Source organism: Halorubrum sp. F4 (genome assembly GCF_027257195.1).
Taxonomy (GTDB): domain Archaea; phylum Halobacteriota; class Halobacteria; order Halobacteriales; family Haloferacaceae; genus Halorubrum.
The window spans coordinates 808,798-822,227 of the sequence record NZ_JAPDFS010000001.1; the positions used below are offsets into that span (position 1 = coordinate 808,798).

A 13,430-nucleotide genomic window follows, 5' to 3' on the forward strand; every position below is an offset into this window, starting at 1 on the left:
CCACCACCGGTCGTTCAACAGTCGTACCACGGCTCGATCGCGTCCTCCCGGAGGGTGAGGCCGACGTCCTTCGGCTCACACTCGAACTCGATCGGCAGGTCCGGGTCGTACTCCCACGCGTGGGAGACGCCGTCCGGGGTGAACGCCCGTATCCTCGCCGGGGTCACCTCGATACCGTCACGCGAGGCGATCCGCCCGGGTCCGAGCGCGAACACGTGGCCGAACAGCGTCCCGCCGTCGGCGTCCGTCACGTGGACCGCGATCTCGGCCGCCGAGGCGGTGGCGTTCTCGACGATCACCTCGTTGGGCCCGTTGGAATCGCCGGAGCCGCCTCCCGGAAGCAGGTCACCACAGCCGGCGGTCGACGCGGACGCGATCGCCCCGAACGTCGCGAGAAATCGTCGTCTGGACGGTCGATCCTCCCGTTCGGTCGTCGCCGACTGGTCGGGTGCCGTCATCGACCCGGCGTATATTCGCCGAACTCGTCACGGAAGACGTCCGAGATCTCCTGAACGGTCGCGTACGCCTTCACCGCGTCGACGACGGGGGGCATCACGTTCTCCTCGCCGCGGGCCGCCTCCCTGACGGCCGCGAGCGCAGCCTTCACGGCCTCGTCGTCGCGGGCGTCCTTCACCTCCCGGAGCCGATCGCGCTGTTCGGCCTCCTGTTCGGGATCGACCTCCTCTAAGTCCATCTCGGGCTCCTCGTCCACCTGGAACTCGTTGACGCCGACGATCACGCGCTCGCCCTCCTCGATCTCGCGCTGGCGCTCGAAGGCGACGTCCTGGATCTGCCGTTGGACCCACTGGCTCTCGACCGCCTCGAGCGCGCCGCCGCGGCGGTCGATCTCCTCGATGATCTCGAACGCCTCCGCCTCGATCCCGTCCGTGAGGCTCTCGACGTAGTAGCTCCCGGCGAGCGGGTCGATCGTGTCCGCCGCGCCCGACTCGTGTGCGAGGATCTGCTGGGTCCGCAGTGCGGTCCGGACCGATTTCTCCGTGGGGAGCGCGAGCGCCTCGTCCTTCCCGTTCGTGTGGAGACTTTGTGTACCGCCGAGAACCGCGGCGAGCGCCTGGTAGGCAACCCTGACGACGTTGTTCTCGATCTGCTGGGCCGTCAGGGTGGAGCCGCCGGTCTGCGTGTGGAACTTGAGCTGTTTCGATTTGGGATTCCGGGCGTCGAACCGCTCGTCCATGATCTGCGCCCACATCCGACGGGCCGCGCGGAACTTCGCGGCCTCCTCGAAGACGTTGTTGTGGGCGTTGAAGAAGAAGGAGAGCTGCGGGGCGAACTCGTCGACGTCGAGCCCGGCGTCGAGAGCGGCCTCGACGTACTCGATCCCGTTCGCGAGCGTGAACGCCACCTCCTGGGGGGCCGTCGAGCCCGCCTCGCGGATGTGGTACCCCGAGATGGAGATGGTGTTGAACCCCGGGACCTCCTCGGCACAGAACGCGAAGATATCGGTGATGAGCCGCATCGACGGCTCCGGCGGGTAGATGTAGAGGTTCCGTGCGACGTACTCCTTCATGATGTCGTTCTGGATCGTCCCGCGGAGCTCGGACCTCGGGACGCCCTGTTCATCCCCCATCGCGACGTACATCGCGAGCAGGACCGCGGCCGGCGCGTTGATCGTCATCGACGTGGAGACCTCGTCGAGAGGGATCGAATCGAACACCGTCTCGAAGTCGTCGAGCGTGTCGATGGCGACTCCCGACCGGCCGACCTCCCCCTCGGCCATCGCGGCGTCGGAGTCGTATCCCATCTGGGTCGGCAGGTCGAACGCCATCGACAGCCCCGAGGACCCCTCGTCGATGAGGTACCGAAACCGCTCGTTGGTCTCGGCGGCGGTCCCCATCCCGGCGTACTGCCGCATCGTCCACAGTCGCCCGCGGTGCATCGTCGAGTAGACGCCGCGGGTGTACGGTTCCTCGCCCGGAAACCCCGCGTCCTCGCGGTAGTCGTGGTCCGCGAGGTCCGCGGGGGTGTACAGCGGGTCGACGGCCTGGCCGCCGGTGTCGGTCGTGAACGCCGCCTCGCGCTCTCCGAATCGATCGACGGTGTCGCCGTAGGTCCCCGCCTCCCAGGACTCCTTCGCCTCCCTGATCTCGGCCAGCTCCTCGGAGTCGTACATTACTCACAGGATCGACCGACCGCGACTTAACGGTTGACCCGCGGCGGGGTCGTGACTCAAGCTCAGTACTCGAGGACGCCGGCGTACCGATCGAGCGCGATCACCGCTCCCGCACCGGCGGCCGCGGCGACCGCGAACCGCGGGAACGCGTTCGCCCACGGCTCGCCGGAGTCGGCGAGCCGCATCGAGACTTCGAGTACGGGGGCGCGGAGCGCACCGACGATCAGACTCACGAGGAACGCGAGCGTCGCGGCGCGGGCGGTCTCGAGCGCGCGCCGCACCGCGTGTGCGATCGTGAACAGTCCGACGACCCCGCCGGCGAGGAACGCGACGATCGGCGGGGCGGTCCCGACGGCTGCGGCGAGCCCGTCGCCCGAGGCTGCCGCGGCGAGTCCGTCGAGGAACGCGCTCAACGTTCCCGCCATGAACTCGTACTGGCCGAGGACGATCAACAGGAGCGACCCCGAGAGCCCGGGAAGCACCATCGCGCTGACCGCGATCGCTCCCGAAAGGAACACGACCGGGAGCGCGTGACCGAGGGCGGTCGCGCCGTACCCCGACGCGAGGAAGGCCGCGAGGAAGCCACAGACCGCCGCGACCTTCCGGCCGGACGTTCCCAGGTCGACCGCGCCGAGGAGCACGACCGCGGAGGCGGCGATCAGTCCGAAGAAGAACCCGTACGTCGCGACGGGAGCCGTCGCGAGGAGCGTGTCGACGAGACTCAACACGAGTACGACGGCCGTCCCGATCCCCGCGCCGAGCACGGCGAGAAAGCCGCCGTCGACCTCGCGGAACGCGGCCCGCGCGTCCGATCGGTTGGTCGCTCGGATCCCGGCCACCACGCGTTCGATCCGGTCGGGATCGATCGCGGTCACCGCCGCGATCAGCCGCTCGTAGATCCCGACGACGAGCGCGATGGTCCCGCCCGAGACGCCCGGGACCGCGTCGGCGGTCCCCATCGCGAGCCCCTTCAGGTACACCGCGAGCCAGTCGCGGGCGTCCGCCATCTCGGTCAGGCCGCCGTGGACGCGTACTCGGGAGCGACGAGCGAGGCGCTGGCGTCGTTTCCGCCGTCACCGGAGCCGTCGTCGCCGCTTCCGTCGCCGGAGCCGCCGTCCCCGACCGGGCACTCGGGATCGCCGGAGGGACAGTCGACGATCTCCTCTTCGAGTTCGACGGTCGCGGCGGCGTCGTCCTCGCCGATGACCTGGCCTTCGGTGACCTCGACCTGTCCGACGCTCCGGGTCGTGTACAGGTCCTCGTCGGTCGTCGTCCCCGTGGTGACCTCGTACGGGCCGGTGGCGCGAACGCTCGTGTTCGTGTACCCCTCCTCGGGGCCGAACTCGTCGTAGCCGGTCGTCGAGTACGGTACCGTGAACTCGAAGCTCCCGTCGTCGTCGGCGGTCGCGTACTGCGTGTACTCGAAGGTCGCGCCCGACGGCTTCTCCATCTCGACGGTCGCTTCGACCTCCTCGCCGGGTTCCGCGCCGCTGCCCTCGATCGTCGCGCCCGGAACGCGCTCGAACGTCTTCACCCAGTCGTCCTGGAACGCGGCGAGGGCGGACTCGCCGAGGACCGCCTCGAAGTCCACGCCGAGCTGCTGGAGGACGCCGATCTGACCCGCGGAGGCGGACCGCCCCTGCGACTCCGTCGCGTGGACGAGCCGGTGGTGTTCGAGCGCCTCGACGCGCTCGGAGGGGAGCCCGCCGATGCCGCCGATCTGGGCGCTCCCGTCCTCCTCGACGTACTCGCGCGCCGCGGAGACGTTGTCGAACTGCCGGACCATGGTCTGTGGGTCCTCCGGCAGTACGACGAGTTCGACCTGCTCGCCGTCCGCCGTCCGTGCCGTCTGGACGTCCCAGTCCACGACGACCGGCGCGGGCTCGACCGCGCTCCCGTGGTGTTCGTACAGCCGGATCATCTGGCTCTCGTGGTAGCGCTGGGTGTTCACCTGCATCACCGTGCCGAACCCACCTTGCTGGGTCTGCTGGTAGACCACACGGTTGAAGTCGTCCCGACTCACGTTCCCCTCGTCGTAGAACGTGACGGGCGCGCCGAACTTGGAGTTCGGCGAGGCCATCTGACGGTCGACCATCACGTACCGGGTGTTCTCGCCCTCGTCGCTCTGGCCCGCGAGCACCTCTCGCGCGTCCTCCTCGCTCGGCGCGAGCAGGTAGTTCGCGGCCTCGGCCGCGTTCTGCTGGAACGGGTTCGCGTTCGGGATCCGCTCCGCGCGGGTGGTGATCCAGTGGCCGTAGTCCCACCACGACTGGACGCCGTAGGCCCCCTCCGGGTAGTCGAAGTCGCCGTCGGCGGGACGTTCGTACGTCGCGTACGGATCCATCGCGTTGTCCGCGCCCTCGAGTTCGCCCGGCTGCGGCGTCTCCTCGTTCATCCACTGGAGGCTCTCGTCCCACTCGACGACGCTCCCGGGACCGGTGTTCGCGCCGGCGGTCCAGACCGGAGTCGCGACCGCCACGAGCGGGACGATCAGGACCACGATCACGGCCGCGGCCGTCAGCACCTGCCAGCCCTCGATCTCCCGAACGGAGTCGAGCGACCGGAGGTCGATCGCGTCGAACGCGAGCTGGAGGAAGTACGCCGCGCCGACCGCGACCACCACCGCGAGGTAGTAGTTGAACCGACCCTGGGTGAACGCGGCGCTCCCGATGAACGCCGCCCACACGACGAAGTAGAGCTCCTCGGCGTCGTACTCGACGAGGAACGTCGCGCCGACGAGGAATCCCGCGGCGACCACGAGCCCGACCACCTGCCAGCTCACGCCGACGAGGCCGCCGATCGTGTCGTACACGCCGGGCAGCGCGTAGACGGAGCCGACGACCGCGAGCGCGGCGGGGATGTAGAGGGTGTGGTTCGGGTCGTCGGAGCGATAGAGGGGTCGCGCGACCACGTAGAGGACGGCCGCGAGCGCGAGGAAGAACGCGAGCCCGTACTGGCCGAGGACGAAGTCGGCGAAGGAGGCCTCCTGGAGGGGCGGCTGTCCTTCGCCGATGGTGCGGAACGAGGCATTAGCGCTGAACCCGATGAAATTCAGGAGGTTGCTCGTCAGCGTCGACCACAGAGAGGGAAGCGCGAGCCAGAGGACGCCCGCGGAAAGCGCGATCAGACCGCCGACGGCCGGCGGATAGGTCTCGGGCTCCAGTTCGTCGCGCGCCTCCCACTGCCGGGCGAGCCACGCGAGGAAGACCGCGCCGACCGCGACGCCGAGCGGGAGGACGACCTGCGTGAGCGAGTAGTCCGTGACGGCGAAGGAGTACGTGTCAAGCGGGACCACCTGCATAAGCGCCGTGACCGTCATCGCGACCGCGCCCGCGAACGCGACCGGTTCGGGGCTCCGGTCGTGGAAGACGTCGCTCGTGATCTTCACCGCGAGGAAGACGCCGGTGAAGCCGACCATGAGGATGCCCGGCTGCCACGTCCAGATGTAGAGGCCGAGCGTGACGCCGGCGGCGGCCGCGAAGGCGACGGGGCGGCGGAGGGCGTCCCGATCGCGGTCGACGACGAGTTCCCAGACCGGCTTCTCGCGCTCGGCGACGCCGAAGGCGACGAGGAACGCGAGGACCGCGATGCTCTGAAAGAGCACCTCGGCCGCGCTGTGGTCGGGAAAGCCGACGAGGGAGTAGCTGAAGAACGTTCCGGGGAGGAGAGCGAGGACGACTGCCCCTGCGACCGCGGCGTACCGGTCGACGAACCGCCGGGCGATGAAGTACGTGGGGATCGCGACGAGCGAGCCCGCGATCGGGGCCATGACGAGCATGACTTCCTCGGTGCTCCCCATGATCGGTCGCGCGAGGACGATCCCGACCGCCATGATGTGGTCCCAGAGGGTACCGAACTGGCCGGCTTGACGTCCGAAGGGAAATCCGGTCCAGGGATCGAACGGAAGCGTGTTCGGCCAATTTTCGAGGAGATAGTTCGTCTCTCGAAGGTGGTACCACGGGTCGTTCCCGCGGAAGTATACTTCGCCGTTCTGGACGAAGTTTCCGTACGATCGGAGCCGCGTCCAGAGCATGAGGGCGAGAGTACCGACGAGTGCCGGGACGTGGTACCAGCGTTCGAGGAGGTCGAGCGGGGACGAACCCGACTCCTCGGACGAGTCCTGTTGCTGGCTCATTGTAGGTAGGAATTCGGAAAACGTGCTTAAGGCTTGTTATATACCGATCCGAGATCTCAGAAGTATAAAAAAGTTGAGTTGAATGAACGGACAACGTTACTTAAGACTGTGATTCGATATTCATGTCTCATAAACTGTTTTTATTAGATTAAGTACAATGATTCTATCATATCTGCTAAAATATGGAGGTTTGTTAAATCATACCGAATGTGAACCTGGCGGGAAGATTATCAAGGATCGTTTTACGAACGCGTTGAGAGATGATGAGCAGTGTAGTGAAGTAAACAGTTGCCCCTACTCCAACGAGTACTATCACAATCAACATATTGTACGTGAAATCGATGTATGTGGCTTCGAACCAGATCCCAACCCAAACTACAACACCCATAACAGCTGCAGAGACCCACTGTCTCAAGATCTCGCCGAATGGGATAGAAAATTCGATCAGCGATGAGAGAATATAGTAGGCAAATACCAAGCTAATGGCGACCGCAGTAGCTGTCGCGACTGCTGCTCCGATAACTCCAAAGTATGGAATCAGACTAATATTCAAAACTATATTCGCAATAATAAATGTGAAATTGATCTTGAAAGCCAGATCCGGTTTATCCATCGCGTTCAACGTAGTCGTGAACTGGCGTTGGTACCCCTGAATTAGTGTAGCTATAATGAGAATTGAGAGGATGACATTCCCCTGAGAAAAGTCCTCACCATAAACCTGAAGCAATTGCTCACCAAGAAGCGTACCACCGACCAAACCAGGAATTAAAATCAAGCCGCCAAACGCGATCGCTGTTTCGAAGAGATCTGCGACTTCTTGTAGATCATCGTCAGCCGACAACGAACTCATTTCGGGGAACAACGTCTGGCTTAACGATCCCCCGAACAATATCAGGAATACAGCGATGTTCCAAGCCGCAGTATAGATACCAATAACCGAAGACGACACAAAGAATCCGAGAATACTCACATCAACCCAGTTGAACGCTCGAGTTCGAAACGAGCCGATCCAAGAAAATTTCGCATAGGAAAAAAGTTGAAAATAATGGTCTCGATCTGGGGTTGTTATAGCTTCAAAGTGCTTGACAGCTATCCAGAGGCCAAGAATGGCAACAAGCAAATATCCAATCGTGTAGCCGATAAAAAGACCGGTCAGTCCGAAGCCACCGAGTAAAGCAGCGATCTGTACGAGACTACGTGAGCCAGTTCTAATTGGAGTGAACACGCCAGAAATATAGACAAGATGTTGACCATTTAAAATAGAGTTAGCAATCGATTGTGCGAGATTTACGAATAAGAACACTACGACGACCACTGCCGCGGGATACCCAATGTAGCTGTTTACTTGGTTACTAAAAATAACAACAAGAGCAGAGATACCGAAAAATAGCACTATGCTGATGGATGCTCCCGCAATTGCGTAGGCAGCGTCGTCTTCTCCTTCACTGATTCGTTTAGTGACAGCACCAGTGATACCCATCTTCACGGTGATGCCCAACCAAGCGACGACCGACAAAATGAGATAATAAGTCCCAAGACCGTCAGATCCAAGTATTCGCCCGATGAATATCGTCGCAACGAATCCCGAGGCAGACGCCAAGAACCGAGAGACGAAGTGTATGATCGACGTCTGACCCAGCCGCATACCTCTAGGGCAGAGAGAAAGCATAAAAAGGCCTTCTTTTTATTTACAACCAACTAACGACCAACCGATTTTCTATCAAAATTATGTCAAAAGGTGAGGTTAGGTCACGTATCCGAGTTCATGTAGACGCTGTTCTACCTTGCCATCGATCTCCTGTACGCCCTCTACGATTCCTATGTTCGACAGGTTCTCAAGTAAAGTGTCCACGTATTTTCGCTCTATGGACGATCGGTTATTTTGACGGTGACTCGAAGACGGCTGGTATCTAACGTAATCCTCACGGCGAACTGCGTCAACAGTGATAGTTCCATCGAACTCTCGACAAACGGCATGCCAAGGTCCGAAATACGGTTCGCGATCCTTTTTTGCTAGTGGTAACTGGTCGCCGGGCTCTTGAATCCGATGCGATGTCGTAATCGCCTGCTCATCGTCTGGGACGAAGCTATCCGTTTTTCCATCTACCACCTGTTCGACAACAGACGGGAAGCAGGTAAGGGAAGCAGGAGTTTCAACTGTTTCGCTGGTGGACTGCTCGGGGTGTTTGACCACGAGTGGCACGTGAGATACCTCATCTCCGATCCCCCAACTGTGATCGATGAGGCGTACCTCGTCATTCACTACACTATATTCACCGAACCCCTCACCGTGATCACTTGTTACGACGATGAGAGTGTTCTCGAGTTCTCCTGCTGCCTCAAGCGTGGTGAAAAGTTTCTCAACGTAGGTATCCGCTTGCCGAATACAATCGTCGTAGAGACTTTCACAGGCTTCGAGTTCCCAGAATGGTCGTTCTCCCAGATATTGAGTAGTGAGTGGTCCACCCATCGCCTTTTTATGGAGATCTTGGAGTTCCTTTCCACCCCACTGAACGTACTTCTCGAGTGGTATGTAGGGATAGTGTGCGTCCATGAGGTTGAGACAGGCAGCCCAAGGGCCATCCCGGGATTGCCGCCATTCTTCGAACTCTTCGACATACCTCCCACCGTGTTCTCGCTTGGGGTCATGTACTCCCTTCGATCGGCCAAATTCTCGAGATAAACCGTTCACGATCGCTTTGAGCGGGGAGTCACTACGCAGAGCTGCGAGGATATATTCTCCGTAACTCGGGTCCCCTTTGACTTGCTTCGGACCAAGTGCGTCCGAGAATACGAGTTCCTGTCGTTTCGGACCGACGACATCGTCGAAGAATGACGAGAGGTTCGACGATTCAGCGACGATCGAGTTCGGCGTGAATAGTCCAGTTCGGTATCCGTCGTCTGCGAGGTCCTCCCAAATAGTGTGGCCCGGAGAAATACTTGTACTATGAGAAGTGGCACGATGTTCGGCCACGTGATACCCAGTAAAGAGGCTAACGTGGCTAGAGATGCTATGGATCCCCGGTGACCGCGCATTTAGGTACGTCGTTGCGCGCTCGGTGAATGAATCTATATTTGGTGTGGTATCCCGAGGATATCCAAGATGGCCTACATTTTGGGCACGAACGCTATCAAGGATCACGAGGAGGACGTTCGGCTGGCCCATAGGTAGAAGTCCAAATGACCGTATTTGTATACTTCGGTGAAGGATTACTTACGTGAGGGGTTTTATTCAGACTGCTCCAACACGTCTTCTAGAAGATCGTTGAGATTCTGAAGGTCAACGATGATGTCCCCATAACGTTCTTCATTTGTCGTGAAGTGATACTCGTGATCGAGGAGCTTGGCTAGCCGATAAAACGTTGTTTTTTTCGACTGTCCAAAGAGTTCAACTACAGTGACATCCTTAGAGTATACGATGTTCGCTAGACCAGCACCATGTGGCGATACGACTGTGTCCGCATTAGCGAATAAATCACCTGATCAGCTACGGAGAGCTCTTCAAGTGCGTATCGTTCGAATCCATAAGATCGGAGCATCTCAACAACTTCGTCCTCGTTCGTGGCTCGTCTTCTCGTCGCGCTCTGTCTCGAGACATAGATCCGATGATCCATTGATTCGTCGATCGTTGAAGATTCCTTAGCACTTTGATACATTCGATCTCGAAGCCACTGACACTCAGCTAGTGTCGGTCCAGGATGTGTTGGAACGACTAATCGATCGACGGTACAGTGGGTTTCCAATTCGTGAAGTTGATCTTCCTTGATACCAAGCAAACGGAGGGATTCAAGCATCCAAGAGGATGGATCCTCCGGAATGATGATCGATGGTTCGTTACCGGTTTCCTGACGATATCGCTCGACGCCAGCGAGTCGCGGAAGGCACTCCATCGACCAATGATAATAGTTATTCCAGAGCATCAACAGAGGAGTAGCTATGGAGAGTGACTCTAGCGAGTTCGTTTCCGTTCCCGTTATCAAGTTATTGATTTCACGATAGCCGTGATCCGAGACGCTTTTCGATAGTGCTTTTTCTATTCTCGAAGACGATGCGGCACTTTTAGCGATCGTTTCCTGTAGTATTCCCCGTTTACAGAGAGTGAGACCGAATGGATGAATAAGGGTACAATCAGCAATTTCCATTACTGCCGGAGAAACGGGTTCACTCGTTTCGAGTCGATCGAAGGACCTCGTCTCTGGGACGTGCATTTTTGTAGGGATCGGTTCCGTAATAGAATCCCATCGTTCGTCATCAAACGTATTCCAGAAAGAACTAGTCGAACGTGCAATCTGACATAGGTCGTCGTAATCAATTCGTTCGACACTATTCCGATCAATCAGATAGTTTTTAAGAACCGACCGGAACTGTTTTGACTCAAACAGAGTATATTTTCCCTCCGTCCAGAGTGACTTTGCCCCATCCTGTTCGTATTTCCGATGCGCCCGTTGGACAAGTTCCATTGTAGACATTCTTTTTCTCAGATGTTTTGGGGCTTCTAACTCCGGATGCTATATCTTGTCATTAGAAACCGATTAGTTCTACCGATTCCTGATTTGATACTATTTCGTGGCTCCGCATTTCGATATACGGAAGTCGATTTTAGCGATATCAGGTACTTCGAATCGTGTTTAGTTAAGCGAATTCCACCAGACGGAGCGGCTTCGTAACCGCGTTTTTTAATAGTATTTAAAACCAATAAATAAGACAGATGAAGACGGATTCCGAGCTTCATCAGCTCGCTCGGTGTCCGTTCCCGCTCCATAAAATCCAAGATAATCCAGTCGCTACCTCCGCTAAGGCGAACGATTTCTGCCATAGACACTCAGAGATTCGCTTCGCCTCGTCCTTCATTCTTAACTAAACACGACCTTTCTCGCGATGATGAAGCGAAGGTACGCCTCAAGAATCTAGGATATCTAACATAGAACTACCAGATGATTTAATAAACTGACGAGTTTATTGTGTATACTTGAATGTCCGAATACGAGTCGGTTGAAGCAGAGACGATCACGATCCATGAACTTCTGGAACGAAGTGCTGAATCAGCACTCGAATTTCAGCGAGAGGACGGATCGTTTCCACCGGGACGGAACTACACCTACGACGAACCCGAGACACCGGTTCGAACAACGTCACACTGGACGGTGACACTCTCCGAGGTATATGACATCACTGGCAAAGCCAAGTTTCGGGAGGCGGCTGACGCTGCCGTAGATTACCTGCTTAGTGACGAGATCAGACCACATGGATATACATACTATTGCCGAGACACGGCTGGGAAAGATCATTGTAATGGTCTGATCGGTCAGGCATATCCGATCAGAGGCCTCGCTCACGCGGGATTAATACTCGAGCGTCAAGACGCAATCACCACGGCAGAAAACGTATTTACAGCCCATCCGTTTGATGAGGAACTTGGACTTTGGGAACGAGTAGAGGTTGACGGGAAGTATCTCTCGTTCGATAGGACATTGAACCATCAGATTCTGTTCGCAGCAGGTGGTAGCAATCTGATTCCTGAATCAGATACTGTCACCGATCAGGTAACAACGTTTCTTGACCGTCTTTCATCGAACATGGAGTTACATTCCGATGGTGTGATAAAACACTACGTCCGACCCTCTCCGACTGATGCAGCTAGAGCCGTCTTTCGCGAATCCAGACACTGGCCGCTGATACTGAATGAGGTGCTGTTTCACTATTACTCGAGATCTGGTAAACGAAGGAAAAAAGAGATCGGCTACCAACCTGTAAACCTCAAGGGATTGGCTCAGCTACGGATACACTTCCCAGAGCATGATGTTTGGTCGAGTGATATGATTCAAGCTTCTCTTAGGGCTGTTACCGCAAATGAATGTAGCGATGTAGGTTATGGTAGCATCAATCCGGGACTGAGCTTCGCGTTGGCTGAGTATGCTTTTGGTCATGATACCGATCGAATGAGGTCACTAATACAACAGGACCTCAAAAATAAATTGGACCAGACGACGTTTTTGCTTAGATCAGATGTCGTGAGCGATTTCGATCAATCATCCGCTGTTTCGATTTTAGCGTATTTATCAGATCAAAATATAAATATACCTATAAACTGATTCCTCCAAATAGACTACTAACCAGGATTTCCGTGACAGTAACTATGAACAATTACTCCAGTTTTATCGATGATACCGATAGTCGAGACGAAATATCAAGACGCTGTATTCGGTAGCAGAAAGTTTAGAATATGACGGACAATAGTCGATCTAAATGAACTAGATGTATAATGATGTTACTGCTTCGGTTATAATCCCAGTCTACAACGATCCAGAAGGGATTCGAACAACTCTGCATTCACTCACAACTCAATCATCCCCTTATTATGATCTATTCCCAGTAGATAACAACTCGAGAGATTCTACAAACAGCGTTATTACTGGGATTGCCGATGAATACCCTAATCTCGTTCAGCCGTGTGAAGAGACGGACGTTCAATCTTCCTATGCAGCCCGTAACACAGGTGTCGAAGACTCTTCAGGTAATGTCCTACTCTTTCTTGACGCCGATATGTGGGTTTCCGAAACGTGGGTTGCAGACATGATCACTGCTCTCGTGTCTAACGACTACGATTATCTGGGCTGTAACGTCGAAGTCGTTGCTGAAGACCAGCCCAATATCTGGGAGCGTTACGAGCAGTCATTTTCATTTCCCGTAGATACCTACATTAATAATAAACATTTCGCCCCCACCTGCGCCCTCGCGGTCAAACGTGACGTCTTCGAGGAAGTCGGATTATTTGACGAACGGTTAGAATCCGGCGGAGACAAGGAGTTCGGCCAGAGGGTCCATCGCGCAGGATTCGAACAGGGCTACGCTGGAGACGTGACTGCCTACCACCCGGCACGGAACTCTTGGGACGCCCTCCGCTCAAAGGCACTCCGGATCGGACGCGGACGCACACAGAAACGTCGATACCACCCGGAACTCGACGAGCCCCATCCGCTACATCCGATCAACTACCTTCCACCGAGTCCGTTCCGCCTTCGACGACGGTTCTCGGGACAGGACCTTTCGTTGCCGTTACTCGTCGGGTTCTACCTACTCGAGTACGTCTTGAAGCTCACCCAGAGCTATGGGGCACTTCGCGAAATGCTTGCGCAACGGCGATCGAAGCGCGAGGAACCCTGA

General features: G+C 57.3%; 9 protein-coding genes and 1 pseudogene. 2 read left to right on the forward strand and 8 right to left on the reverse strand.

All coding sequences use genetic code 11. The annotated features are described in order from the left end of the window. Positions 1-14: 14 nt before the first annotated feature. The 8 genes and pseudogenes from OKW78_RS04165 to OKW78_RS04195 all read right to left on the reverse strand — a co-directional run. A complete protein-coding gene (locus OKW78_RS04165) occupies positions 15-458 on the reverse strand; it encodes a hypothetical protein (protein ID WP_281194038.1) in 444 nt (147 codons plus the stop codon). Then, complete coding sequence (locus OKW78_RS04170) at positions 455-2,131, reverse strand: methylmalonyl-CoA mutase (protein WP_281194039.1); 1,677 nt, start codon at positions 2,129-2,131, stop codon at positions 455-457. Before OKW78_RS04170 ends, OKW78_RS04165 begins: the two co-directional genes overlap by 4 nt. A 62-nt stretch (positions 2,132-2,193) precedes the next feature. Next, a complete protein-coding gene (locus OKW78_RS04175) occupies positions 2,194-3,138 on the reverse strand; it encodes a DUF368 domain-containing protein (protein WP_281194040.1) in 945 nt (314 codons plus the stop codon). A gap of 5 nt (positions 3,139-3,143) precedes the next feature. Beyond that, positions 3,144-6,266 carry an oligosaccharyl transferase, archaeosortase A system-associated gene (locus tag OKW78_RS04180; RefSeq protein WP_281194041.1) on the reverse strand — a complete coding sequence of 1,041 codons (3,123 nt, stop codon included), beginning with the start codon at positions 6,264-6,266 and terminating at the stop codon, positions 3,144-3,146. A gap of 193 nt (positions 6,267-6,459) precedes the next feature. Further along, positions 6,460-7,911 carry a polysaccharide biosynthesis C-terminal domain-containing protein gene (locus OKW78_RS04185; RefSeq protein WP_281194042.1) on the reverse strand — a complete coding sequence of 484 codons (1,452 nt, stop codon included), beginning with the start codon at positions 7,909-7,911 and terminating at the stop codon, positions 6,460-6,462. Between the two features lie 99 nt (positions 7,912-8,010). Then, entirely contained in the window at positions 8,011-9,432 is a 1,422-nt protein-coding gene (locus OKW78_RS04190; protein ID WP_281194043.1) for a sulfatase-like hydrolase/transferase, read from the reverse strand. 259 nt (positions 9,433-9,691) lie between these two features. Further along, a complete protein-coding gene (locus tag OKW78_RS16960; protein ID WP_369335025.1) occupies positions 9,692-10,735 on the reverse strand; it encodes a DUF563 domain-containing protein in 1,044 nt (347 codons plus the stop codon). 209 nt (positions 10,736-10,944) lie between these two features. Beyond that, positions 10,945-11,082: pseudogene (locus OKW78_RS04195) on the reverse strand (IS6 family transposase); the annotation flags it as partial. A 157-nt stretch (positions 11,083-11,239) separates the two neighbouring features. On the opposite strand from OKW78_RS04195, the gene OKW78_RS04200 reads away from it, so the two are divergent. After that, the gene (locus OKW78_RS04200; protein ID WP_281194044.1) at positions 11,240-12,358 is read left to right on the forward strand and encodes an agl cluster protein AglQ; all 1,119 of its coding nucleotides are present in this window, start codon (positions 11,240-11,242) and stop codon (positions 12,356-12,358) included. Between the two features lie 163 nt (positions 12,359-12,521). Continuing rightward, positions 12,522-13,430 carry a glycosyltransferase family 2 protein gene (locus OKW78_RS04205; RefSeq protein ID WP_281194045.1) on the forward strand — a complete coding sequence of 303 codons (909 nt, stop codon included), beginning with the start codon at positions 12,522-12,524 and terminating at the stop codon, positions 13,428-13,430.

Bases quoted from the DNA above. Each gene is read 5' to 3' on its own strand.
- OKW78_RS04200 (WP_281194044.1), top strand. From the start codon at position 11,240: ATGTCCGAATACGAGTCGGTTGAAGCAGAGACGATCACGATCCATGAA.
- OKW78_RS04190 (WP_281194043.1), bottom strand. From the start codon at position 9,432: ATGGGCCAGCCGAACGTCCTCCTCGTGATCCTTGATAGCGTTCGTGCC.
- OKW78_RS04175 (WP_281194040.1), bottom strand. From the start codon at position 3,138: ATGGCGGACGCCCGCGACTGGCTCGCGGTGTACCTGAAGGGGCTCGCG.
- OKW78_RS04180 (WP_281194041.1), bottom strand. From the start codon at position 6,266: ATGAGCCAGCAACAGGACTCGTCCGAGGAGTCGGGTTCGTCCCCGCTC.
- OKW78_RS04170 (WP_281194039.1), bottom strand. From the start codon at position 2,131: ATGTACGACTCCGAGGAGCTGGCCGAGATCAGGGAGGCGAAGGAGTCC.
- OKW78_RS16960 (WP_369335025.1), bottom strand. From the start codon at position 10,735: ATGTCTACAATGGAACTTGTCCAACGGGCGCATCGGAAATACGAACAG.
- OKW78_RS04205 (WP_281194045.1), top strand. From the start codon at position 12,522: ATGTATAATGATGTTACTGCTTCGGTTATAATCCCAGTCTACAACGAT.
- OKW78_RS04165 (WP_281194038.1), bottom strand. From the start codon at position 458: ATGACGGCACCCGACCAGTCGGCGACGACCGAACGGGAGGATCGACCG.
- OKW78_RS04185 (WP_281194042.1), bottom strand. From the start codon at position 7,911: ATGCGGCTGGGTCAGACGTCGATCATACACTTCGTCTCTCGGTTCTTG.